The sequence below is a fragment of the Streptomyces sp. NPDC102360 genome, assembly GCF_044766085.1.
In the GTDB taxonomy this organism is placed as follows: Bacteria; Actinomycetota; Actinomycetes; order Streptomycetales; family Streptomycetaceae; genus Streptomyces.
Genome location: NZ_JBIWLG010000002.1, coordinates 435,429 through 456,893, shown reverse-complemented (window position 1 = coordinate 456,893; position 21,465 = coordinate 435,429). Strand labels below are relative to the sequence as shown.

General features: G+C 72.4%; 27 protein-coding genes. 18 read left to right on the top strand and 9 right to left on the bottom strand.

All coding sequences use genetic code 11. The features are described 5' to 3' along the window. Positions 1–224 precede the first annotated feature (224 nt). The 11 genes from ligD to ACIRHA_RS11500 are packed head-to-tail and all read left to right on the top strand — an operon-like array spanning position 225 to position 6,334. The gene (gene ligD / locus ACIRHA_RS11550; RefSeq protein ID WP_403843171.1) at positions 225–1,112 is read left to right on the top strand and encodes a non-homologous end-joining DNA ligase; all 888 of its coding nucleotides are present in this window, start codon (positions 225–227) and stop codon (positions 1,110–1,112) included. 44 nt (positions 1,113–1,156) lie between these two features. Beyond that, positions 1,157–1,507 carry a gas vesicle protein gene (locus tag ACIRHA_RS11545; protein ID WP_403843168.1) on the top strand — a complete coding sequence of 117 codons (351 nt, stop codon included), beginning with the start codon at positions 1,157–1,159 and terminating at the stop codon, positions 1,505–1,507. A 59-nt stretch (positions 1,508–1,566) separates the two neighbouring features. After that, entirely contained in the window at positions 1,567–2,001 is a 435-nt protein-coding gene (locus ACIRHA_RS11540; RefSeq protein WP_403843166.1) for a gas vesicle structural protein GvpA, read from the top strand. Further along, entirely contained in the window at positions 1,998–2,753 is a 756-nt protein-coding gene (locus ACIRHA_RS11535; protein WP_403843163.1) for a GvpL/GvpF family gas vesicle protein, read from the top strand. The genes ACIRHA_RS11540 and ACIRHA_RS11535 overlap by 4 nt, the downstream gene beginning before the upstream one ends. 4 nt (positions 2,754–2,757) lie before the next feature. Further along, positions 2,758–2,982, top strand: a complete 225-nt coding sequence (locus tag ACIRHA_RS11530; protein ID WP_403843161.1) for a gas vesicle protein GvpG — start codon at positions 2,758–2,760, stop codon at positions 2,980–2,982. Next, positions 2,979–3,656, top strand: coding sequence for a DNA primase (locus ACIRHA_RS11525; protein ID WP_403843158.1), 678 nt, complete (start codon positions 2,979–2,981; stop codon positions 3,654–3,656). Before ACIRHA_RS11530 ends, ACIRHA_RS11525 begins: the two co-directional genes overlap by 4 nt. Beyond that, entirely contained in the window at positions 3,649–4,737 is a 1,089-nt protein-coding gene (locus tag ACIRHA_RS11520; RefSeq protein ID WP_403843156.1) for an SRPBCC family protein, read from the top strand. The genes ACIRHA_RS11525 and ACIRHA_RS11520 overlap by 8 nt, the downstream gene beginning before the upstream one ends. Beyond that, positions 4,734–5,090 carry a gas vesicle protein gene (locus ACIRHA_RS11515; protein WP_403843153.1) on the top strand — a complete coding sequence of 119 codons (357 nt, stop codon included), beginning with the start codon at positions 4,734–4,736 and terminating at the stop codon, positions 5,088–5,090. Before ACIRHA_RS11520 ends, ACIRHA_RS11515 begins: the two co-directional genes overlap by 4 nt. Further along, positions 5,087–5,866, top strand: a complete 780-nt coding sequence (locus ACIRHA_RS11510) for a GvpL/GvpF family gas vesicle protein (RefSeq protein WP_403843150.1) — start codon at positions 5,087–5,089, stop codon at positions 5,864–5,866. The genes ACIRHA_RS11515 and ACIRHA_RS11510 overlap by 4 nt, the downstream gene beginning before the upstream one ends. Next, on the top strand, positions 5,863–6,060 hold the full coding sequence (locus tag ACIRHA_RS11505; protein ID WP_403843148.1) for a gas vesicle protein: 198 nt from the start codon (positions 5,863–5,865) through the stop codon (positions 6,058–6,060). Before ACIRHA_RS11510 ends, ACIRHA_RS11505 begins: the two co-directional genes overlap by 4 nt. Further along, positions 6,053–6,334 (top strand): gas vesicle protein K, encoded by a 282-nt coding sequence (locus tag ACIRHA_RS11500; RefSeq protein ID WP_403843146.1) that lies wholly within the window; start codon positions 6,053–6,055, stop codon positions 6,332–6,334. Before ACIRHA_RS11505 ends, ACIRHA_RS11500 begins: the two co-directional genes overlap by 8 nt. Before the next feature lie 12 nt (positions 6,335–6,346). Here ACIRHA_RS11500 and ACIRHA_RS11495 read toward each other — a convergent pair whose 3' ends face one another. Continuing rightward, positions 6,347–7,168, bottom strand: coding sequence for a class I SAM-dependent methyltransferase (locus ACIRHA_RS11495; protein WP_403843143.1), 822 nt, complete (start codon positions 7,166–7,168; stop codon positions 6,347–6,349). A gap of 120 nt (positions 7,169–7,288) precedes the next feature. Next, positions 7,289–8,800, bottom strand: a complete 1,512-nt coding sequence (locus tag ACIRHA_RS11490) for a bifunctional phosphatase PAP2/diacylglycerol kinase family protein (RefSeq protein WP_403843141.1) — start codon at positions 8,798–8,800, stop codon at positions 7,289–7,291. A gap of 93 nt (positions 8,801–8,893) precedes the next feature. On the opposite strand from ACIRHA_RS11490, the gene ACIRHA_RS11485 reads away from it, so the two are divergent. Next, complete coding sequence (locus tag ACIRHA_RS11485) at positions 8,894–10,516, top strand: ABC-F family ATP-binding cassette domain-containing protein (protein ID WP_403843138.1); 1,623 nt, start codon at positions 8,894–8,896, stop codon at positions 10,514–10,516. Positions 10,517–10,622: 106 nt separating this feature from the next. Here ACIRHA_RS11485 and ACIRHA_RS11480 read toward each other — a convergent pair whose 3' ends face one another. From ACIRHA_RS11480 to ACIRHA_RS11465, 4 genes are all read right to left on the bottom strand, one after another. Continuing rightward, a complete protein-coding gene (locus tag ACIRHA_RS11480) occupies positions 10,623–11,666 on the bottom strand; it encodes a Vms1/Ankzf1 family peptidyl-tRNA hydrolase (protein WP_403843136.1) in 1,044 nt (347 codons plus the stop codon). A 45-nt stretch (positions 11,667–11,711) separates the two neighbouring features. After that, entirely contained in the window at positions 11,712–12,254 is a 543-nt protein-coding gene (locus tag ACIRHA_RS11475; protein WP_403843133.1) for a type 1 glutamine amidotransferase domain-containing protein, read from the bottom strand. A 95-nt stretch (positions 12,255–12,349) separates the two neighbouring features. Next, entirely contained in the window at positions 12,350–12,790 is a 441-nt protein-coding gene (locus ACIRHA_RS11470) for a CBS domain-containing protein (protein WP_403843131.1), read from the bottom strand. A 68-nt stretch (positions 12,791–12,858) separates the two neighbouring features. Continuing rightward, the gene (locus ACIRHA_RS11465) at positions 12,859–13,239 is read right to left on the bottom strand and encodes a DUF2795 domain-containing protein (protein ID WP_403843128.1); all 381 of its coding nucleotides are present in this window, start codon (positions 13,237–13,239) and stop codon (positions 12,859–12,861) included. Positions 13,240–13,375: 136 nt separating this feature from the next. On the opposite strand from ACIRHA_RS11465, the gene ACIRHA_RS11460 reads away from it, so the two are divergent. After that, positions 13,376–13,507 carry a hypothetical protein gene (locus ACIRHA_RS11460; RefSeq protein WP_403843126.1) on the top strand — a complete coding sequence of 44 codons (132 nt, stop codon included), beginning with the start codon at positions 13,376–13,378 and terminating at the stop codon, positions 13,505–13,507. 213 nt (positions 13,508–13,720) lie between these two features. Continuing rightward, positions 13,721–14,539, top strand: coding sequence for an RNA polymerase sigma factor SigF (locus tag ACIRHA_RS11455; RefSeq protein ID WP_403843125.1), 819 nt, complete (start codon positions 13,721–13,723; stop codon positions 14,537–14,539). A 22-nt stretch (positions 14,540–14,561) separates the two neighbouring features. Here ACIRHA_RS11455 and ACIRHA_RS11450 read toward each other — a convergent pair whose 3' ends face one another. Then, positions 14,562–15,695: a PAS domain-containing protein gene (locus ACIRHA_RS11450; protein WP_403843123.1), complete on the bottom strand. Its 1,134-nt coding sequence runs from the start codon at positions 15,693–15,695 to the stop codon at positions 14,562–14,564. Between the two features lie 74 nt (positions 15,696–15,769). Between ACIRHA_RS11450 and ACIRHA_RS11445 the strand changes: the two genes are divergently transcribed. The 3 genes from ACIRHA_RS11445 to ACIRHA_RS11435 all read left to right on the top strand — a co-directional run bounded on the left by ACIRHA_RS11445 (position 15,770) and on the right by ACIRHA_RS11435 (position 19,237). Next, positions 15,770–16,534 carry an ANTAR domain-containing response regulator gene (locus tag ACIRHA_RS11445; RefSeq protein ID WP_403843120.1) on the top strand — a complete coding sequence of 255 codons (765 nt, stop codon included), beginning with the start codon at positions 15,770–15,772 and terminating at the stop codon, positions 16,532–16,534. Positions 16,535–16,964: 430 nt separating this feature from the next. Continuing rightward, a complete protein-coding gene (locus ACIRHA_RS11440) occupies positions 16,965–18,185 on the top strand; it encodes an aminotransferase class I/II-fold pyridoxal phosphate-dependent enzyme (protein ID WP_403843118.1) in 1,221 nt (406 codons plus the stop codon). Next, positions 18,182–19,237, top strand: a complete 1,056-nt coding sequence (locus ACIRHA_RS11435) for an MBL fold metallo-hydrolase (protein WP_403843115.1) — start codon at positions 18,182–18,184, stop codon at positions 19,235–19,237. Before ACIRHA_RS11440 ends, ACIRHA_RS11435 begins: the two co-directional genes overlap by 4 nt. A 168-nt stretch (positions 19,238–19,405) precedes the next feature. On the opposite strand, the gene ACIRHA_RS11430 is transcribed toward ACIRHA_RS11435, so the two are convergent. Together ACIRHA_RS11430 and ACIRHA_RS11425 are read right to left on the bottom strand one after the other, a co-directional pair. Beyond that, a complete protein-coding gene (locus ACIRHA_RS11430; protein ID WP_403844443.1) occupies positions 19,406–20,074 on the bottom strand; it encodes a DedA family protein in 669 nt (222 codons plus the stop codon). 34 nt (positions 20,075–20,108) lie between these two features. Continuing rightward, positions 20,109–20,882 carry an MBL fold metallo-hydrolase gene (locus ACIRHA_RS11425; protein ID WP_403843113.1) on the bottom strand — a complete coding sequence of 258 codons (774 nt, stop codon included), beginning with the start codon at positions 20,880–20,882 and terminating at the stop codon, positions 20,109–20,111. 89 nt (positions 20,883–20,971) lie between these two features. Here ACIRHA_RS11425 and ACIRHA_RS11420 point away from each other — a divergent pair, with 89 nt between their 5' ends. Continuing rightward, positions 20,972–21,397: a hypothetical protein gene (locus ACIRHA_RS11420; protein WP_403843110.1), complete on the top strand. Its 426-nt coding sequence runs from the start codon at positions 20,972–20,974 to the stop codon at positions 21,395–21,397. Positions 21,398–21,465: the final 68 nt, after the last annotated feature.

Sequence of the window (21,465 nt, the reverse complement as noted above, 5' to 3'; positions counted from 1 at the left end):
GCCTCAAACGCCGGCGGGGCTGAAAATGCCCACCGCCGACGGGTCTTGATAGGCCTCGGCGTGACTTGAGCCAAATCAAGCCCCTGCGGCGTTTGAGCAGGCAGTTCAAGCCCCTGCGGCGATTGAGCAGGCCTTTCAAGCCCCGCCGGCGATTGAGGCGCGGGGTCCGGGGCGGAGCCCCGTGGCCGGAACACCGTTGCCGCGCAACAGGATGGAGGCCCGCGATGACGGATCACCGGACCGTAGAAGTCCAGCGCCCGCGCAAGGTGCTGCTGCCGGACGGCATCACCAAGGCCGACCTCGCCGACTACCACCGCGCCATCGCCCCGTTCATGCTCCCTCACCTCCGCCACCGCCCCCTGATGCTCGAACGTCACCCCGACGGCCTCGAAGGCCCCCGGTTCATGCAGAAGGACACCCCGGACCACTACCCGGACTGGATCCACCGCGCGGAGGTGCCGAAGGAGGGCGGCACGGTCACCCACACCGTGTGCGACGACACGGCCACCCTGATCTTCCTCGTCGACCAGGCCGCCCTCACCCTGCACCGATGGCTGTCCCGCGCCGACGACATCGACCACCCCGACCGGCTCGTCTTCGACCTCGACCCGTCCGTGGACGACTTCGAGACCGTGCGCGAGGCGGCCCGCCTGACGCACGGGATGCTGGACGACCTGGGCCTGCCCAGCGCCCCGATGACCACGGGATCCCGCGGTGTCCACGTCGTCGTACCCCTCGACAGGAGCCAGGACTTCGACGAGGTGCGGGACTTCGCACGGCAGGTCGCCGACACGCTCGCCGCCGAACACCCCGACGCGCTCACCACGGCCCCGCGCAAGAAGGACCGCGGCGACCGCCTCTTCCTGGACGTACTGCGCAACGCCTACGCCCAGACGGCCGTCGCGCCGTACTCGGTGCGCGCCAAACCGGGCGCCCCCGTGGCGACACCCCTGACCTGGCAACAGCTCGGCGCCCCCGCGGTCGACGCCCGGCACTGGACCATCGCGAACGCCGTCGAGCAGGCCCGCACCAACCCGTGGGACGGCCTGCTCGGCAGGGGCCGCTCGCTCGGCCCCGCCTGGAGCAAACTCCGGTCACGGCAAGGCAGTTGAGGTTTGTCCCCAGTAGTTGTGGAGACTCGGTGACCGAGGCTGCCATGACAGACACAAACAAGACGCAAGCGTCGTCGGAGCGTAAGCGCGGCGACGACAGGACCACCGAGGCGAGCGGCACACCGGGCCCGATGGTGGTGCTGCGCGAAGCGCGCACCCAGCTGGCGGAGCTCACCGGTATGGCGGCCGAGACCGTGTCGTCCTTCGAACGCACGGAGGACGGATGGGAGTTGGAGATCGAGGTCCTTGAACTGGCCCGGGTCCCCGACACCATGAGCCTGCTGGCGAGCTACCAGGTGACCCTGGACCCGCAAGGCGTCCTGACCGGCTACCGCCGCGTCCGCCGCTACGAACGCGGACGCTCCGAGCCGGCACACAGGCCGGGCAGTCACTAGGTCGTCGCGCCCCGCCTCGAACCGCGTACTACACACACAGACAGGGAGGACATGCCTCCATGACCGTTGTCCCCGCACAGCAAGGCGGTGGCGGTGGCGGCACCAGTGGCCTGTACGACGTTCTCGAACTCGTCCTGGACCGCGGGCTCGTCATCGACGCGTTCGTCCGTGTCTCGCTGGTCGGCATCGAGATCCTGAAGATCGACGTCAGGGTCGTCGTCGCCAGCGTCGACACCTACCTCCGCTTCGCGGAAGCCTGCAACAGGCTCGACCTCGAAGCGGGCCCCAAGCGCAATCCCGGACTGCCCGACCTGGTCGGCGAGATGACCGAGTCCGGCGCGCGCGGCAAGTCCAAGGGCGCGCTCTCGGGCGCCGCGCAGACCGTCTCCGACGCCTTCAACCAGGCCCGCGAGGAGGGGCAGGCCGAGCCGAGGCGATCCGGTTCCGGCAGCCGCAGGTCCACCACGAGCCGCCGTAAGGAGGAGCAGGAGTGAGCAGCAGCACGTACATCTATGCCATCGCGAGTTCCGAACACCCCTCCCTGCCCGTCGGCATGGGCGGCATCGGCGAGCCGGCGCGCGAGGTGCGCGTCGTCAAGGAGGGCTCGCTCGCGGCGCTCGTCAGCGAGGCCCCCGAAGGCCTGCGCCCCAAGCGCCGCGATCTGCTCGCCCACCAGAGCGTGCTCTCCGAGGCGGGCGCCGGGGGGCCGGTGCTGCCGATGCGGTTCGGTTCCCTCGCCCCCGACGACGAGTCGGTCTCGGCGGTGCTCGCCGAGCGCGCGGACCACTACCAGGAACGGCTGCGGGAGCTCGACGGCAAGGTCGAGTACAACGTCAAGGCGCAGCACGACGAGGAAGCGGTGCTGCACCAGGTGATGGTCGACAACCCCGAGGTCCGCACCGTCACCGAGGCCAACAGGCAGGCGGGCGGCGGCAGTTATGAGGACCGGCTGCGGCTCGGCGAGCTCGTCGTGTCCGCCGTGCAGGCCCGCGAGGCCGAGGACGCGATCGAGCTCCAGCACCTGCTCGAACCCGCGGCCTCCGCGATGTCGACGGGACCCGAGAGCACGGGCTGGCTTGCCAACCTCTCGTTCCTCGTCGACAGGAAGGCGGCCGAGCACTTCCTCGCCGCCGTCGAGGAACTGCGCCGCAGCCACCCGTACCTCGACCTCACGGTCAACGGGCCGCTGCCCCCGTACAGCTTCGTCGAACCGGGCCCCTCGGAGCCCGCGGCCGCGACGGACTGAGCCCATGGGCCTCATCTCGGAGCTGCTGTTGCTGCCGCTCGCTCCGGTACGCGGGTCCCTCTGGGCCGTGCAGCAGGTGCTCACCGAAGCAGAGCGGCAGTACTACGACCCGGCGGCCGTACGCGCCGAACTCGCCCGCCTGGAAGAGCAGTTGGTGTCCGGCGAGATCGACCAGGACACGTTCGACCGCGTCGAGGACGAGCTCCTCGACCGTCTGGAGGGACCTTGAACCGAACAGCGCTCGGCCTCGCGATAGGGGCCGGATACGTCCTCGGACGTACGAAGAAGATGAAGCTGGCGATCGCCGTCGGCACGATGGTGGCCGGTAAACGGCTGAACCTGAGTCCGCATGCGCTCGCCGACATGGTGACCACCCAGTTGCAGAACAACCCGCAGTTCAAGGAGATCGGCGACCAGCTGCGCGAGGATCTGCGCGGCGTCGGAAAGGCGGCGTCGGGCGCGCTCGTCGAGCGCCAGATCGAGGGCATCGCGGGGCGCCTGCACGACCGTACGCAGGGTGTCCGCGACCAGATCTCGGGCGTCGCCCCGGACGTGGACGACGTACGGGACGCGGGGGAGCGGGTCACCGACGTCGCGTCGGGCCGTCGCCGTGGCCGCGGGAACGACGAAGAGGAGTACGAGGACGAGGAGTACGCCGGCCACGAGGACCGGGCCGACGACGAGGCTGAGGCCGAGGCCGCGGCCCAAGGCGAGGAAGAGGCCGAGGAACGGTCCGAGGAGGACCGCCGTCCCGCGGCGGCCAGGAGCGCGCAGCAGTCGGCCGCCAAGAAGGCGCCCGCGAAGAAGCGCGCCGCGAGGCCGCAGGGGCCCAAGAAGACCGCGGCCAAGAAGACGACCGCCGCCAGGACGACCGCCGCGAAGGGAGGCCGGAGCCGTGGCTGACCGCGCGAACGACGCGCTCGGCGGCCTCGCCAAGAGCGAGGCGGCCGACCACCTCAAGTCGGAACTGCAGGAGTACCTCGCCGCCCAGGCCCAGCGGATGCTCATGGGCGCGGGCCGCAGGCTCGGCGAGACCACCGTGAAGCTGAACGACATCGCCGACGGCAACAGCCCCGGCTTCGCCAAGCTCGCGCTCGACGGCGGCCGCAAGCTCGCCGAGGGCAAGGGGCCGCTGCGCAGCGCGGTGGAGCTCGGTGCGGGCCACCTCAAGGACAACGTCGTGGGCGCCTTCAAGGGGCTCGCCGGCAAGGGTGGCAAGGGCAAGCGCAAGGGCGGCGCGGGCAAGAAGCCCACCGTCATCATGGAGTTCGTCGACGTCGGCGTCGATCTGCGCACGGCCTACGACCAGTGGACGCAGTACCAGGACTTCAGCACCTTCGCGAAGGGCGTCAAGAACGCGAACCGCGCCGACGACGTCACCTCCGACTGGCAGCTCAAGGTCTTCTGGTCCAACCGGAGTTGGAAGGCGCACACCACCGACCAGCATCCGGACGACCGGATCGCCTGGACCTCGGAGGGCGCCAAGGGCACCACGAAGGGCGTCGTCTCCTTCCACCCGCTGGCCGACCGGCTCACCCGCGTGCTGCTTCTCATCGAGTACTACCCGAAGGGCCTCTTCGAGAAGACCGGCAACATCTGGCGCGCCCAGGGCCGCAGGGCCCGTCTCGACCTCAAGCACTTCGCGCGGTACGTGACACTGCGCGGCGAGCAGACCGAGGGCTGGCGCGGCGAGATCGAGGAGGGCGAGGTCGTGCTCTCGCACGAGGACGCGCTCGCCGAGGAGGAACAGGAGCAGGAGCAGGAGGAGGAGCAGGAGCGCGAGCTGGAGGACAAGCCGTCCGACGCGTACGACTCCGATGAGTCCGAGGGCTACGAAGACGAGGCCGACGAGGCGGACGAGGAACCGGACGTCGACGAGGAACCGGCCGAGGAGCCCGAGGCCGACTACGAGGAGTACGAGGACGAGGACGAGGGCGAGGAGGAGCCCGAGCGGGAGCACGCCGGGAGCGGGGCCCGCCGATGACGACGGCGAGCCGCTTCCCCGAGCCCTACCGGGGTGAAGGCGGGGCCAACCTCGCCGACATCCTGGAACGCGTCCTCGACAAGGGCATCGTCATCGCGGGCGACATCCGGATCAACCTGCTCGACATCGAACTGCTCACCATCAAACTGCGCCTCATCGTCGCCTCGATCGACAAGGCCAAGGAGATGGGCATCGACTGGTGGGAGGACGACCCGGCCCTCTCCTCGGGCGCCCGCCGCAAGGAACTCGCGAGGGAGAACGCCGAGTTGAAGCAGCGCATCGCCGAACTCGACGAACTCACCGAAGGTGAACCGGCCGAGAGGAAGAGCGAGAGGAAGAGGGGGTCGGCGTGACCACGGACGAACCGCACGAGCTGCGCTACGTGTACGCCGTGTGCCACCCGCTCGGCGCCCCGCTCCAGGCCGAACTCACCGGCGTGGCGGGCGCCCCGCCCCGGCAGCTGGAGCACCGGGGCCTCGTCGCGGTCGTCGGCTCCGTGCCGGAGCGGGACTTCGCCGAGGCCCCGCTCCGGTCCCACCTGGAGGACCTGGACTGGCTCACCGAGACGGCCCGCGCCCACCAGAACGTGATCGCCGCACTCACCACGGTCACCAGCCCGCTCCCGCTGCGCCTCGCCACGGTCTTCCGTGACGACAGCGGCGTACGGCTCATGATGGAGCAGGAGGAGCGGCGCTTTCGCACGGGCCTCGACCGCCTCGCGGGGCGTGTGGAGTGGGGCGTGAAGGTGTACGTCGAGGAGCCCGGGACCCCGGCTCCGGCGCCCGCTCCGGCCGCCTCCGGCCGTGACTACCTGCGCCGCCGCCGCGCCGAGCGCACCGCGCGCGACGACACCTGGCGGCGCGCCGAACGCTTCGCGCAGGAGCTGCACGACGAGCTGTCCCGGCACGCCGCGCACACCCGGATCCACCCGCCGCAGAACCCGGAACTCTCCCGCGCCAGCGGCATGAACGTGCTCAACGCGGCGTATCTCGTGGAGCGTTCGGGCGCGGAGGAGTTCGTGGAGCGGGTCGACGCGACCAAGGGCCGCGAGCCGGATCTGCGGGTCGAACTGACCGGGCCGTGGGCGGGCTACTCGTTCACGGCGGAAGAGCAGGAGGCGGACACGTGACGGTCGTCGAACGGCGCGAGATCGCCCTGGTCGACCTCCTCGACCGGCTGCTCGCGGGCGGCGTCGTCCTCGCCGGGGACGTCACCCTGCGCATCGCCGACGTCGACCTGGTGCGCATCGATCTCAACGCCCTGATCAGCTCGGTGAACGAGCAAGTGCCCTCGCCCTGGCCGGAGGTGATGGACGGTGAGTGAACGACGCCGCATCGAACTGGACCACGACACGGTCGAGCGCGACCTGATGAAGCTCGTCCTCACCCTCGTCGAGCTGCTGCGCCAGCTCATGGAGCGGCAGGCGGTCCGCCGCTTCGACACCGGTGATCTGACGGAGGACCAGGAGGAGCGGGTCGGGCTGACCCTGATGCTTCTGGAGGACCGCATGGAGCAGCTGCGTGAGCGGTACGGGCTGCGGCCCGAGGACCTGAACATCGACCTCGGACCGCTGGGCCCGCTGCTGCCCCGCGGTTGAACCTGCGCCCGGTCAGCGGGGCTTGCGGCAGAGGATCTCCCCGTGCAGCACACCGAACCACGCGTCCTCGTGCGTGCCCCACTCCCGCCACGCCTGCGACACGGCGTCGAGCTGCTCGGGCGTCGCGTGCCCGCCGCTCGTCGCCCGCTCGGCGTACGAGGAGGCCAGCGTGCGGTCCGCCCACAGCCCGCTCCACCAGGCGATCTCCTCGGGCGTCGAGTAGCACCACGTACCGGCGGAGCACGTGAGGTCCTCCGGCGCGAAACCGGCCTTCAGAGCCCATGACTTCAGGAAGCGCCCGGCGTCCGGTTCGCCGCCGTTGTCGCGGGTGACCCGCTCGTACAGGTCCAGCCAGTCGTCCATGGCGGGCAGCCGCGGGAACCAGGAGAACGCCGCGTAGTCGGACTCCCGTACGGCGATGATCCCGCCAGGCTTCGTCACCCGGCGCATCTCGCGCAGCGCCTGCACCGGATCGCCCACGTGCTGCAGCACCTGGTGCGCGTGCACGACGCAGAACGTGTCGTCCGGCCAGTCCAGCGCGTGCACGTCCGCCGTGGTGAAGTCGACGTTGGTCAGGCCCCGTTCGGCGGCCGTGGCGCGCGCCTGGTCCAGGATGCCCTCGGCGTGGTCGGCGCCGGTGACATGCCCGTCGGGAACCAGCGCCGCCAGGTCGGCCGTGATGGTGCCGGGTCCGCAGCCGATGTCCAGGATCTTCATGTGCGGCTTGAGTGAATCGAGCAGGTAGCCCGCCGAGTTGGCGGCGGTGCGCCAGGTGTGCGAGCGGAGCACGGACTCGTGGTGTCCGTGGGTGTATACGGCGGTCTCCTGCGGCATGACTCGATCCCTTCACGTACGGCGGACCGCCAGGGGCGCCTGCCCCCGACGGTCCGATCACGGTACGCCCGCCAGCCGTATTGTGAGATACCCGTCTTGAATAGTGGACCGAGGGTCGGGTCAGAGCGGCGAGTGCGGCCGGTACACGCGCAGCCCTTCGTGCTCCTTGTCCACCCACAACTCCCCGCCGCACTCGGTGACTTCACCGTCGTAGGCGAGCGGGGTGCCGGGTGCGACACCGTCCACCCGCAGCCGCGTCAGGCGGGTCGCCGCGTGGAACGGCGAGCGGGACAGCGGGCCCGAGAGGGCCGCAGCGAGCAGCCGCAGGCCGGGCAGCCGGCCGCCGTCCACCGTGCGCACGTCGAGCAGGCCGTCGGCCAGGTTCGCGCGCCGACCGGCCGTCAGGCCCATCCGCCGGTACGTGCAGTTCCCCGCGAACAACAGCCACAACGGCCGCCGCCTGCCCTGGAGTTCAATGGTCAGCGGATGGTCGCGGCGCAGCACGTACAGCGCCGCCACGACGTCCGCGAGGCGCCCGCCGAGCCGCCCCGACCACTTCTCCCGCTCCCGCACCAGCTCCGGATAGGCGCCCAGGCTGAAGGTGTTGAGGAAGATCCCGGAACCGCTGTCGGACCTGAATCGGCCCACGTCCACGGCGACCGCGTGCCCGCCCTCGACGGCACCCACCAGATCACCGGTGTCCTCGATGCCGAGGTCGTACGCGAAGTGGTTGAGGGTGCCGCCGGGCAGCACCGCGAGCGGCAGGTCGTGCCGGAGCGCCACCCGCGCGGCCGTGTTCACGGAGCCGTCGCCGCCCGAGATGCCGAGCGCGCGGGCGCGCGGCGCCGCCTTGTCCAGCTGCTGCTCGAGCTCGTCCCCGGTGCACTCGATGTATTCGGCGTGCGGCAGCGCGTCCCGCAGGGCCCGCGCCCGCTCCGGGGTGCCCGCCCCGCTGTTGACGATCATCACCAGGCCCTCGCCGCCCGGCAGAGCCGGCACGTCGTCCACCAGGGGGCGGCCGGGTGCCGGCAGCTGGTCGCGGGTCGGCACCAGACCGCGCACCGCGAACGCCGCACCCGCGCCGAGGGCCGCGCCCGCGAGGACGTCGGCGGGGAAGTGGGCGCCGGTGTAGACGCGGGATGCCGCCACCGAGAACGCCACGGGGGCGACGAGCGCGCCGAGGGTGCGGGACTCCAGCGCCACGCCCGTCGCGAAGGCCGCGGCCGAGGCCGCGTGCCCGGAGGGGAACGACGTCGTGAACGGCTGCCGCTTCAGGCGGCGCACCAGGGGCACCGGGTCGAGTGCGGGCCGCGCCCTGCGCACCGAGCGCTTCCCGAGCGTGTTGATGGTGGCCGAGGCGAGCGCGAGGGACGCGACTCCGCGGACGGCGGCCCGGCGGGCGCGCGGCGACCCGGACACGGCGAGCGCCCCGCCCACCGCGAACCACAGCACACCGTGGTTCGCGGACCTGCTCAGGCGCGGCAGGATCCGCTCGGCCCCCGGCCAGCGCGCCCCCGCGGCGAACTCGAAGACGCGCAGATCGAGGGCGGCGAGCCGGTCGCGCAGCGTCGGAGGCACCGGCGGCGACGTGTCAAAGGTCGGACCCGAAGAGAACGGCTTCAGCTTAGGCATGGGTCACGACTACCCCGGCAGGTGGCCCGCACCCGACCCTGCCCGGACAATGCGTTTGCCCGTCACCCGCACGGGCGTCCAGAATGCGGGATCATGGGACATCTGGAAGCGGCACACCTTGAGTACTACCTCCCCGACGGGAGGGCGCTGCTGGGCGATGTCTCGTTCCGGGTCGGCGAGGGCGCGGTCGTCGCGCTCGTCGGGCCGAACGGAGCGGGCAAGACGACCCTGCTGAGGCTGATCTCCGGCGAGCTGCGGCCGCACGGCGGCTCGGTCACGGTCGGCGGCGGCCTCGGCGTGATGCGCCAGTTCGTGGGCTCGGTGCGCGACGAGACGACCGTCCGCGACCTCCTCGTATCGGTGTCCACGCCGCGTATCCGGGAGGCGGCGAAGGCGGTCGACGAGGCCGAGCACCTGATCATGACCGTCGACGACGAGGCCGCGCAGATGTCGTACGCGCAGGCACTCTCCGACTGGGCCGAGGCACAGGGCTACGAGGCGGAGACCCTCTGGGACATGTGCACGACGGCCGCGCTCGGCATGCCGTACGACAAGGCCCAGTTCCGCGAGGTGAGCACCCTCTCGGGCGGCGAACAGAAGCGTCTCGTCCTGGAAGCGCTGCTGCGCGGCACGGACGAGGTCCTCCTCCTGGACGAGCCGGACAACTACCTGGACGTCCCCGGCAAGCGCTGGCTGGAGGAGAAGCTCCGCGAGACCCGTAAGACGGTCCTGTTCGTCTCCCACGACCGGGAGCTGCTCGCCCGCTCCGCGGAGAAGATCGTCAGCGTCGAGCCGAGCCCCGGCGGGGCCGACGCGTGGGTGCACGGCGGGGGTTTCTCGACGTACCACGAGGCACGCCAGGAGCGTTTCGCGCGCTTCGAGGAGCTGCGCCGCCGCTGGGACGAGAAGCACGCGCAGCTGAAGAAGCTCGTGGTCAACCTGCGGCAGGCGGCCTCCGTCAGCCACGAAATGGCCTCCCGGTACGCGGCGGCGCAGACGCGCCTGCGCAAGTTCGAGGAGGCGGGCCCGCCGCCGGAGCCGCCGCGCGAGCAGGACATCACGATGCGCCTGAAGGGCGGCCGCACCGGCATCAGGGCGGTCACCTGCGCGAACCTCGAGCTCACCGGCCTCATGAAGCCCTTCTCGCTGGAGGTCTTCTACGGCGAGCGGGTCGCGGTCCTCGGATCGAACGGCTCGGGGAAGTCGCACTTCCTGCGGCTGCTCGCGGGCGACGACTCCGTGGGGCACACGGGTGCGTGGAAGCTCGGCGCGCGCGTCGTGCCGGGGCACTTCGCCCAGACCCACGCCCACCCCGAGCTCCAGGGCCGGCCGCTCCTCGACATCCTGTGGCGCGACCACGCGAAGGACAAGGGGGCGGCGATGTCCCTGCTTCGCCGCTACGAGCTGACGGCGCAGGCCGAGCAGAAGTTCGAGCGTCTGTCGGGGGGCCAGCAGGCCCGCTTCCAGATCCTGCTGCTCGAACTCGAGGGCGCGACCGCGCTGTTGCTGGACGAGCCCACGGACAACCTCGACCTGGAGTCGGCGGAGGCGCTTCAGGAGGGCCTGGAGTCCTTCGACGGCACGGTCCTCGCGGTCACGCACGACCGCTGGTTCGCCAGGTCCTTCGACCGCTACCTGGTCTTCGGCTCGGACGGCCACGTCCGCGAGACGCCGGAGCCGGTCTGGGACGAACGCCGGGTGGCCCGTTCCCGGTAGCTTCGGGGCTCCGCCCCGGACCCCGCGCCTCAAACGCCAGCGGGGCTGTTATTAAGCCCCGCTCTTGTGACGAGAGCCAGCGGGGTCCGGGGCAGAGCCCCGAACGCTACTCGGACCAGCGCAAGAGCGCTCCGAGGCCGCCCGCCGGTCCCGCCGAGGGGTCGGAGCCGGCCACCGACAACGCACCGGCCCCACTCGCGGCAGCACACCGCATGAGCGCATCATCGGCCCTCGCCGACACCACCTCACCCGCCCCGAGCGCGAGCGCCTCCGCATCGGCCCGGCGCACGCCGAGTTGGTCCGGGCTGTCGCCCACCCACACCTCACGGTGCGCGTCGGACCCGTCCGAGCGGATCAGCAGCTCCGCGATCCGGTGCTCACGCGCCGCGTCCACCAACGCCGGCACGCCCTCCGCCGCGGCTTCGCCCTGACCGCGCGCCTCGGCGAACAGCGCCAGGTCGTGCGCGGCGCGCTCCGCCACCTGTTCCGCCCTGGCCTGCTCCAGCTCGCCGTCGAGGAGGCGGCTCCCCGCCCCGTGCCGGGCGCGGACGACCGAGCCGTGCGGACCGGCGGGGAGCCGGTCCCGTACGGCGACGCACTCCCGGTCGTCGCCGACCAGGACCACGAGATCGGCCCGGGTCTCGGCCCGGCAGCGCTCCAACGCCCCCGCGATCTCACCGGCGTTGTGCTCCCAGGTGTTCTCCACGCGCAGTTGGAAGTGCCGCTCCGACGACTCCCCGCGTGCGGAGCGCAGTTCGAAGTCGGCGCCGGTGCGGTCGACGTACGCGACCAGGCACAGCGGGTCCTCGCCCGCGAGGTCGAGCAGCGGCGTCGTGTGCGGCAGCGCCGCCCAGCGCGCCGACGTCTGCCCCGGCGGTGTGCTCAGCGGCGGGTCGAGGACGACCTCGCCCTCGCGTCCGAAGAAGGCCCGGCCGACCGGTTCGCGCGAGTGCCGCAGATCCTCGACCGCGGACCGCATCGCATGACACGTCGCCTCGTCCGCACCGGCCGCGGCGAGTGCGCGCTGTACGCCCTGCGCCTCCAACGACCGTTCGTCCGGGGTGGATTCGTTGTGCCGTGACGTGTCGACGTACACGGAGGCCCAGGGGCCGGGGCGATTGCACAGGGGGTGGAGGAACGCGAGGTCCATGGCTGCCTCCTGAAAGTCGTGGGTACGTTGGGGCGGAACGCCGCCTCAGGTGCCGCTGACCTGCTTCAGCAGCGCCGCGTCGAAGGCCTTGAGGTCGTCCGGGCGGCGGCTGGTCACCAGCACGTTCGGCCCGGCCGTGCAGACCTTCACCTGCTCGTCGACCCAGGTGCCGCCCGCGTTGCGGATGTCGGTGGCCAGGCTCGGGTACGAGGTCAGCGTGCGGTCGCGGACCACGTCCGCCTCGACCAGCGTCCACGCCGCGTGGCAGATCGCCGCGACCGGCAGTCCCCGGTCGAAGAAGTCCCGTACGAACGAGACCGCGTCGGGGTCCGTGCGCAGCTGGTCCGGGTTGGCCACGCCACCCGGCAGCACCAGCGCGTCGAAGCCGTCCGCCGACGCCCCGAGGGACGCCACCGTCTTGTCGACCGCGAACTTGTCCGCCCTGTCGAGGTGGTCGAAGGCCTGGATCTCACCCTGCTTCGTCGATACGAGCACGGGTTCGCCGCCCGCGTCCCGCACCGCCTGCCAGGGGTCGGTCAGTTCGATCTGCTCGGTCCCCTCGGGCGCCACCAGGAACGCGATACGCATCGTCGGTCAACTCCCTTGCTGCATAGTGTGGTTAAGAGTTCTCGGGTCGGTCGGTCACTCGGTCGCTCAGTCGGGGTCGGTGGCTCGGCCCGGGGTCAGGTCGGTGTGTCGCCCGCCCAGCCGTCCGGGTCGGCGCCGCTGATGTCGGCGAGCGCGGACGCCGGGTCCTGAGTCAGCGCCAGATCGCCCAGGCTGACCATCCCGACCGCGTGTCCGTCCTGCACCACCGGCAGGCGGCGCACGGCGTACTCGCGCATCAGCGCCACCGCGGTGGACACCTCGTCGTCCGGGCCGATCGCCACCGGATGCGGAGTGCACACCGCCTCGGCGCTCACCGTGAGCGGATCGGCCCCGTCGGCCACGGCCCGCAGCGCGATGTCACGGTCCGTGAGCACGCCCACGACCTGCGCCTCGTCCGCCACCAGTACATCCCCGATGTCCTGCGCCCGCATCAGCTGGGCGGCCTCGACCAGCGAGGCGTCGGGGCGTACCGCGACCACGCCGGGTGTCATGACTTCCCTCACCACATAGGCCATCGCAATCCGGCCTCTCTTCATCTCGGGTGCACCGTGATTCCGGCCCAGGTACCCGACCGCCCCCGGAGCTAACCCCCGTCGTCTGTCAGGGCCTTGGCCAGGTCCGAGGCCGTATGGAACACGGTCTTCGCGGGCAGTGCCGCCACCAGCTCGACGAGCCGGTCGGGGGCGGTCCGCTCGCGCAGCGCGTCCGCGAGCGCCGGGGGCGTGGCCGGAAACGAGGTGCGGCCGAGGAGCCGTCCCAGTTCGAGCCGGACGGCGTCCTGGCGGCCGGGTCCGGAACCGGGTTCCACCGGTCCGCCCGCCACCTCCGGGTCGTCGTCCGCCGCCGGCTCGGGGTCGTTCCACTCCTCGACCCGCGTGGGGTGCCCGGACCGCAACAGGCCCTGCAGTTCCTGCTTCATCTCGTCGTCGCGGTGGACGTTCAGCCGGTCGCTGCCGCGTTGCATCTATCCCTCCAGTGACTCGGCGGTGCCCGACGCGTACCCGACCGCTTCGCGGTGACACCTGATGGTTTGCCCGGGCGGGGCGGGGAGACCCGGGAACGGTCGTCTCCTCTCGGACGGCCGGCTGGAAGGACAGGTCATGGAGCTGCTGACGGTCCTGATTCCCGCAGGGATGCTGGGCCTCGTGCTCGTCCTCGGACGGTACGAGGAGTGGCTGCTGCCCCGGCCCGAGGAGGCGGAACCGCGCGAACATGCGGGCCGGGCCCGCTGAGCGCACTCTGGAGATGTCGCGGTGTTTGCGGCGATGCGCCAGGGGCAGGCGATAGACAGTGCTTCGGACAGGAGGCACGTCCGTGGGAGGGATACGACCGCGTCGTATCCACTGGATCCGCAGGATCGCCCCGGGTGTGTCCGACTGATCTTGCGGGCGCAACTCCCACGGTGACCACCGAACCCAAGGCACCTTGCAGGGAGTTCGATCCAGATGCGCACGCGTACCAGCTCACCCCAGAGCCCGGTGAAGCACGGTGGACGCCACCCGCACGACGACGCCCCCGACACCGCCGAGGCCTTCGCCCAGCTGTCCGACATGCCCGACGGTCCTGAGCGCGAGGAACTGCGTCAGGAGGTCGTGGAGGCCTGGCTGCCGATGGCAGACCGGCTCGCGGGACGCTTCCGCAACCGCGGCGAATCCTATGAGGATCTGCGGCAGGTAGCCGCTCTCGGCCTGGTCAAGGCCGTGGACCGATACGACCCCGAGCGCGGCAACGCGTTCGAGAGCTACGCCGTTCCCACCGTGACCGGCGAGATCAAGCGGCACTTCCGCGACCACATGTGGACACTGCATGTGCCGCGCCGCGTCCAGGACCTGCGCAACAGGGTCCGGTTCGCGCAGCACGAACTCTCCACGAGCATCTCGGGGCGCGCCCCGACCCTCGCGGAGATCGCCGCACACGCCAATATGACCGAGGAAGAGGCCCGTTCCGGCCTGGAGGCGCTGGAGAGCTTCACCGCCCTGTCCCTCGACGCGGAGCTGCCCGGCAGTGAGGACGGATACTCGCTGTCCGACGCGCTCGGCGACGCCGACCCCGCGCTCGACGTCGTCGTCGACCGCGAGGCCGTCAAGCCGCGGATAGCGGCGCTGCCCGAGCGCGAGCGGGAGATCCTCTACATGCGGTTCTTCGGCGACATGACACAGAGCCGGATCGCCGAACGGCTCGGCATCTCCCAGATGCACGTGTCCCGGCTGATCAGCCGCTGCTGCGACCGCCTCCGGGACCAGGTACTGACGGACGCCGCGTAGCCCCGTGCGCCGACAGGCGGCCCTATTTCCGCATCGCCAACGCGATGTGACGGGCCATCATGTCGAGCGTCTTCGCCTCCGCCATCGAGAAGGCGAGGCGGCCCGCGGACCGGAACAGGGTGAGCACACCCTGGACCGGTTCGCCGGGCGCGGGGATCAACGGCACACACAGCAGCGAGGTGACATCGGCACGCACGAGCACCGGCGCCCCCGACGCGTCGTCGCCCAGGGCCCGCAGGTCCTCCGGGCGCACGAGCAGCGTCGGTGCCCCGCCGCGCGCCGCCTCGACGACGAGCGGGCTGCTGGCCGGATCCTGCGCGGCGATGTCGCGCACGGCCTCGTCGTCCGCGCCGAGCACCTCCGTACGCTCCAGGTCGGCGGCCCCCTTGTCGGCCACCACCCAGTCCGCGAACCGGCCGTGCAGCACATGTGCGGCGCGCCGTAGGAGTTCGGCCGGATCGCCGACCGGGCCGCCGAGCAGCTCCCGCGTCATCGCGTCGAGCAGGTCGGTGAGCGCGGCGTGCCGGGTCGTCTCCCCGAGGTCGGGGACCGGCGCGGCGGGCCGGGCCGACGCGGGCCTGACCGTCGCGTCGTCCGCGGGCTGCAGGATCGCGAGGACCGTGGTGCGCCGCTCGGTGCCCGGACGCAGGCCCGTGAGGACCGTGCGGACGGGGGCGTGCGGGTTCTGCTGCAGATGTACGGTCAGGCCGCGGTCGCCCTCGCCGCGGGCCACCGCCGCGACCTGCGAACGGAACGCGGCGCGGTCGGCGTGCGCCAGGAACCCGGTCATCGGGCGGCCCGTCGCGTATCCGGCGCGTACGCCCGTGAAGGTCGTCGCCGCGAAGTTGAGGCGGCGTACCACCGCCTCGCGGTCCACGAGCGCCACCGGCAGCGGAAGGCGCTGGAAGACGGCGCGCAGCAGTTGCTGCTCGTGCCGCTCGGCCACCGCGTTGCGGCTCGGGCCCGCGCCTGTGCCCGTGGCCTCGCCCCGCGGGGGTTGCGGCCACAACTTTCCTGCTACATGGTCGAGTTCGAAGAGTGCCGCGTCGAGGACGGCGGGCAGTTCCGCCGTCGATACCGAGCGCGCCGCCTTCAGCTCCGCCACACGACGCACGAAGTCCGCAAGTTCTTCATCGAATTCGTCCGTCTTCGCCATGCCCAGAACGTATCCCGTCCCGCGTTTTCGGGAGCCCGGTACGGGAAGCCGTCCGACAAGGAGGCTTGAACCCGATGCGACAGTACGTGCCGGTCGATCAGGACGACGACGCGGCCCAGGTCGGAAGCCATCCGGTGGAGCTGGGCCAACGCTCCACGGGGACAGCGGAATCGGGGCTGCTCGCCCGGCGGCTCTCCGAACTCGCCGAAGGGGCGCTCCGGTGCACCGCACAGTGCTGCGGCGCCGTCGCCACGGCGAGTGACGGCACGGACGAGCGGCCGACCGCGGTGACCCACCCCGATCTCGCGGCGCTCGTCTCCGTGCAGGACCGCTCCGGTGACGGGCCCATACCGGCGGCCGAGGAGGGCGGTGACCCGGTCGACGCCAGTGACCTGCTGAACGACCGGCGCTGGCCCGACTACCGTGCGCTCGCCCTGGACTCCGGGGTGCGCTCCAGCGTCACCATTCCGTTCCGCAGCGGCGGCCTCACGGTCACGCTCAGCCTGTACAGCTTCAGGGCCGGCTCCCTGGAGGTCGCGTCGCACGGGCCGATCCGCGCGCTCGGCGACCTGGCCGCGAGCTGTATGGTGCGCGACCGCTCCTACCAGGAGGCCCTCTCCGAGGTCGACCAGCTGGGCTCGGCGCTGCGGTCGCGGCCCGTGGTGGACCAGGCCTGCGGCATCGTCATGCATGTGCTGGGGTGCGCGCCGGACGACGCGTTCGGCGTGCTGCGTCGAATCTCGCAGACGACGAACCGGAAACTGGCGGATGTCGCGTCCGCGGTCGTCGAGCGGCGGGGGCGTGGCCTGGAGCGCGAGTTCACCGCGTTGGCGGAGTGACCGTCCGCGGCGTGGGCCGGGGGCAGCCGGCCACACGTGCCCACGCCTCGGGGCTCCGCCCCGGACCCCGCGCCTCAAACGCCGGCGGGGCTGGAAAGATCGGGGCTCTGCCCCGGATCCCGCTGCTCAATCGCCGCAGGGGCTTGATGTGCCCACCCGCCGCCGGGGCATGCGGGTGGCCGCCGCCTTGGGCACTCTGCCGCCTTGGGCGGCAGAGTGGGCAAGGCGGCACCCCGGCGCACGCGTGGCGTGGCGCGCGCGGATACCCGGGGAGGTGTGACGCTGGAGGGCAGCGACCACCACCCGCAGTGCGAGCGGACGGCACGGAGGCAGCATGCGGCCATCGGACCCCACGGCCCGAACCCCCGGAACCGGCACGGCTCGGAACCGACCCCCCGGCGCCGCACGGGCCCCCGAGGGGCGTGGGCCCGTGCGGTACGGACCGCCGCTGCCCGAGCCCGGCCTCCCGGTACTACCGGAACTCGCCGCCGTCGCCGCGAGCGCCGCGGGGCGCCCGGCCTCGGAGCCACCCGGCGGACCGCCCGCCCTGCTCGAAGCGGCCCGCGGCTACTGGCAGCGCCGCGGCCTCGGCACCGAACGCGAGCAGGTCGGCGCGGCGCCCGGCGCGGCCCCGCTGCTGCTCGCTCTCACCGCCGCGCTCGGCGGCGACGTGCTGGTACCCCGCCCCTGTTCGGCCTGGTGGGTGCCGCAGGCCAGGCTCCTGGGCCGCGCCGTGTACCACGTACCGACGCCCGCCGAGTGCGGCGGCGTCCCCGACTCGACGGCCTTCCTGGAGACGGTCCGCCGGGTCAGAGCCGAGGGCGGCGACCCGCGCCTCCTCGTGCTGTCCGTGGCCGACGACCCGACGGCGACCGTGCCGCCGCCCGAAATGCTGCACGAGGCCGTGGAGGCGGCCGCCGCCGAGGGGCTGCACGTGGTCAGCGACGAGACGTGGCGGGACACCGTGCACCCGGGCGCGGACTCCGTCCTGTTCAGCCCCGCCGAGATGTACCCGCGCGACGTCACCGTCCTCAGCGACCTCACCGGCGCCTTCCTGCCGCCCTCGCTGCCCGCGGCCTGCGCCCGGTTCCCCGCCACCGAGCTGGGCGCCGGGCTGCACGCCCGGGTCCTCGACTTCCTCACGGCCACGGGGGGCCTGCTCGCGGCGCCGGTCGCCGCGGCGGCCACGTACGTCCTGAACGAGACCGAGGAGATCACCGAGCGCTGCCGCGCCGGTGCCGCCCTGCACGCACAGGTCGCCGGTGCCGCGCACCGCGCCGTGCTCCGTGCGGGCGGCCTCGCCAGGCCGCCACGGGTCGGCCGACACCTCTACATGGACCTGGAGGAGCTGCGGCCCCGGCTCGCCGCGCTCGGCGTCAGCGACTCGCAGGACCTGGAGGACTTCCTCGGTGACCGGCTCGGCATGCCGGTCCCTGGCGGCCACCGCTTCGGCGACGAGCAGGGCGCGCTGCGGGCGCGTCTGTCGACGGGGCCGCTGCTCGGGTCAACCCCCGAGGAACGCCGGGCGTCCCTCACCTCACCGGAGCCCTTGGAATTGCCGCACGTCGCACGGCTGTTGACCATGGTGGAGTCGACGCTCCGCGCCATCGGCGGGGAACCGGCACGCGAAGGATGGGAGACCGAGCGATGACGCAGGCGTCCGAGGCACCGTCGGCCGTACAGCGGGGCGATGCCACCGCATCCGCTCCGCCCCTCGTCGAGCCGCGGCCGCTCGGCGGGGGAGACACCGGACTGCGGGACGTACCGCGCCGCTGGCCCAAAACCTTCGCCCACCGGCTGACCGCGCCGCTGCCGGGCCTGCGGGCCTTCGCCAGATTCGCCCGTGAGGGCGCGCTCCGGCCGCCCGCCGAGAGCCTGGCCGACATCCCGCACCTGCCCTTCGCGCCGGGCCCGCTGCCGCGGGTCGACGCCCGTACGGCGGCCGTCACCTGGGTCGGGCACGCCAGCTGGATCGTCCGCATCGGCGGCCTCACGGTCCTCACCGACCCCGTCTGGTCCCGCAAGATCCTCGGCACCCCGGCCAGGGTCACCCCCGCGGGCGTCGCATGGAGCGCGCTGCCCCGCGTGGACGCCGTCGTCATCAGCCACAACCACTACGACCACCTGGACTGGCCGACCGTAAAAAGACTCCCGCGCGACACCCCGGTCCTCGTTCCCGCAGGCCTCGCCCGCTGGTTCACGCGGCGCGGCTTCACGCGGGTCACGGAGTTGGACTGGTGGGAGGCGGCGGAGCTCAAGGGCGTGCGCTTCGACTTCGTGCCGGCCCACCACTGGTCCAAGCGCAGCCTCGTCGACACCTGCCGCACTCTGTGGGGCGGCTGGGTGCTCACCGACTCCGACGGCCGGCGGATCTACTTCGCGGGCGACACCGGCTACGGCCACTGGTTCTCGCAGATCGGCCGCCGCTACCCGGGCATCGACCTCGCGCTGCTCCCGATCGGCGCGTACGAGCCGCGCTGGTGGCTGAAGGACGTGCACTGCGATCCGGAGGACGCGGTGCGGGCGGTGCAGGACGTGGGTGCGCGGCGGATGGCGCCGATGCACTGGGCGACGTTCCTGCTGTCGGCGGAACCGGTCCTCGAACCGCTGCACCGGCTGCGCGCCGCATGGGAGAAGGCGGGCCTCCCCCGCGCCTCCCTCTGGGACGTCCCGGTGGGCGCCTCCCGCGTGCTGCCGACCTGAGCCCCGCCCGGCGTCACGGCCACGGGGCTCCGCCCCGGCCCCCGCGCCTCAATCGCCGGCGGGGCTGGGTATGGCTCGGCCAAATTAAGCCCCTGCGGCGATTGAGCAGCGGGGTCCGGGGCGGAGCCCCGAGGCCGCAACGCCGGGTGGCCGGAACCTGCCGGAGGGCTACGCGTGCTGGCTGCCCGACTCCCGCCCCCGCACCTTGCGCCACACCGCCGGCCCCGCACTGATCAGCACCGTGAGGCCAATCGCCGCGACGACCCCCTGCCACGGCTCCGGGAAGAGAGACCCGCCGAGGATGCCGATGACCTGGTACGTCGCCGCCCACGCGAGACACGCGGGAACATCGCCGCGGGCGAACTGCCGCAGCGGCATCTTCGCCAGCAGACAGGCCAGCATCACGGGGATCCGCCCCGCGGGCACGAGCCGCGACAGGACAAGCACCATCACGCCGTGGTCGGCGAGCTTGTCCTGCGCCTGCGTGAGCCGCTCCTCGGGAGCCCGCGAACGGATCGCCTCCAGCCACTTCGACCCTTCCCCAAGCTCTCGGCTTCGCTCGAGCAGGGGAGACCCCATTTTCGAGTGCATACCGCGCCGCCCCAGCCAGTACAGGACGATGTCGCCGAGGAACGCGGCGAGCGCGGACGCCGCGAACACGAGCAGCAGCGAGAGCGGCGAACTGTGGTGGAACGCGACGACCGCCGCTGAACTCACGAGCGCGCCGGTCGGAATGACCGGGACGAGCGCCCCGAGGAAGATGAGCAGGAACAACGAGGGGTAGCCGACGGCCTGTTGGGTCGACTCGGGCGGCACCTGGGTCGCGGCGGAGAGGATCACCGGCGCGCTCCCGGCAGTCTGCGCAGCCGTCTCATCCGGCCACCTCGGGACGTACGCTCTCGCCCGGGTCGAGCCGGTGCACCGCCACGCCTGGCGCGCGCAGCGCCGCCTGCCGGACGAACTCGTCGCCCGGCGCGTGGAACTCGTGCGGCCGCACCGCGTCCATGCCGATCGGCCAGTACGTCCCGTAGTGCACGGGGACCGCGCTGCGCGGCACGATCCGGGCGAGCGCCTCGGCGGCCCGGCCCGCGTCGAGATGCCCGGAGCCGAGGTACGGCCCCCAGCCGCCCACCGGCAGCAGCGCCACATCGACCTCGCCGACGGCCTCCTCCATGCCGTCGAAAAGACCGGTGTCACCCGCGAAGTACGTACGGGCCTCACCGCTCACCACGTAACCGAGCGCGGGGGCGATGTGCGGACCGACAGGCAGCCGCCGCCCGTCGTGCTGGGCCGGCACCACCTCAATCGCCACGTGCCCGACCTCGACGCGCGCGCCCGCCTCCACCTCGATGATCTTCAACGTGCCGAGCTTGCGCAGCGCGGGCACGGCGCGCGGGGCGCCCTTCGGTACGAGCACCCGCGTACCGGGCGCGAGCCGGGCGAGCGAGGGCACGTGCAGGTGGTCGGCGTGCAGGTGGGAGACGAGGACGACATCCGCCTCGGCCGCGCGCGGCGGCGGGGGCGCGCCGCGCCGACGGCGCAGATGTGCGAGGCGCCGGGCGAAGAGCGGATCCGTGAGCACGCGCGTACCTGAGTCCTCGACGGTGCAGGTGGCATGACCCCACCAGGTGATCTCCACCGGCACGCGCTCCTCCTTGTGCTCCTCCGGGCGACTCCCTTGAGCCTACGTGCAGGAGTAGGGTCGAGGCCGAAAGCTGTGGTGAGGGGGGACGCATGGGGGCATCCGACGGGAGCGGCGAAGCGGTGCGGGTCGCGGCGATCGCCAGCCTGATCCCGCTGGAGGAGCTGGACGCCGACCCCTTCCTGGTGGACTCGCGCAGTCAGCACGCCATGTGCGCGCGCTGGGCCGCCGACCGCGGCTACGTGGTCACCCGCGAACTCCTGGTCCACTCCGTCCGCCCCGACCACGAGGTCCTGTGGGCGGACGTCGACGCGGGCCTGGTCGATGTGTTCGTCGCCCCCTGCGAGCGGGTGCTGCGGGCTGCGCTCGGCTCGGTCGACGCGTTCGCGCGGGAGTGCGCGCGGCGCGGTGTCCGCCTGGAGACGGCGGGCCTCGCGGAACCCGCATACGACTCGGAGATGAAGGCCCGCGTCCACCGCCGCCTCTCCATGCCCACCGCAGGCTACGACGGCTGCTGACCCCGCCCCCCCCGGGGGGGGGGGGGGGGGGGGGGGGGGGGGGGGGGGGGGGGGGGGGGGGGCGCCGC

Coding starts and splice junctions, on each gene's coding strand:
- ligD (WP_403843171.1), top strand. CDS start 225: ATGACGGATCACCGGACCGTAGAAGTCCAGCGCCCGCGCAAGGTGCTG.
- ACIRHA_RS11545 (WP_403843168.1), top strand. CDS start 1,157: ATGACAGACACAAACAAGACGCAAGCGTCGTCGGAGCGTAAGCGCGGC.
- ACIRHA_RS11540 (WP_403843166.1), top strand. CDS start 1,567: ATGACCGTTGTCCCCGCACAGCAAGGCGGTGGCGGTGGCGGCACCAGT.
- ACIRHA_RS11530 (WP_403843161.1), top strand. CDS start 2,758: ATGGGCCTCATCTCGGAGCTGCTGTTGCTGCCGCTCGCTCCGGTACGC.
- ACIRHA_RS11515 (WP_403843153.1), top strand. CDS start 4,734: ATGACGACGGCGAGCCGCTTCCCCGAGCCCTACCGGGGTGAAGGCGGG.
- ACIRHA_RS11495 (WP_403843143.1), bottom strand. CDS start 7,168: ATGCCGCAGGAGACCGCCGTATACACCCACGGACACCACGAGTCCGTG.
- ACIRHA_RS11490 (WP_403843141.1), bottom strand. CDS start 8,800: ATGCCTAAGCTGAAGCCGTTCTCTTCGGGTCCGACCTTTGACACGTCG.
- ACIRHA_RS11485 (WP_403843138.1), top strand. CDS start 8,894: ATGGGACATCTGGAAGCGGCACACCTTGAGTACTACCTCCCCGACGGG.
- ACIRHA_RS11480 (WP_403843136.1), bottom strand. CDS start 11,666: ATGGACCTCGCGTTCCTCCACCCCCTGTGCAATCGCCCCGGCCCCTGG.
- ACIRHA_RS11475 (WP_403843133.1), bottom strand. CDS start 12,254: ATGCGTATCGCGTTCCTGGTGGCGCCCGAGGGGACCGAGCAGATCGAA.
- ACIRHA_RS11470 (WP_403843131.1), bottom strand. CDS start 12,790: ATGGCCTATGTGGTGAGGGAAGTCATGACACCCGGCGTGGTCGCGGTA.
- ACIRHA_RS11465 (WP_403843128.1), bottom strand. CDS start 13,239: ATGCAACGCGGCAGCGACCGGCTGAACGTCCACCGCGACGACGAGATG.
- ACIRHA_RS11460 (WP_403843126.1), top strand. CDS start 13,376: ATGGAGCTGCTGACGGTCCTGATTCCCGCAGGGATGCTGGGCCTCGTG.
- ACIRHA_RS11455 (WP_403843125.1), top strand. CDS start 13,721: ATGCGCACGCGTACCAGCTCACCCCAGAGCCCGGTGAAGCACGGTGGA.
- ACIRHA_RS11450 (WP_403843123.1), bottom strand. CDS start 15,695: ATGGCGAAGACGGACGAATTCGATGAAGAACTTGCGGACTTCGTGCGT.
- ACIRHA_RS11445 (WP_403843120.1), top strand. CDS start 15,770: ATGCGACAGTACGTGCCGGTCGATCAGGACGACGACGCGGCCCAGGTC.
- ACIRHA_RS11435 (WP_403843115.1), top strand. CDS start 18,182: ATGACGCAGGCGTCCGAGGCACCGTCGGCCGTACAGCGGGGCGATGCC.
- ACIRHA_RS11420 (WP_403843110.1), top strand. CDS start 20,972: ATGGGGGCATCCGACGGGAGCGGCGAAGCGGTGCGGGTCGCGGCGATC.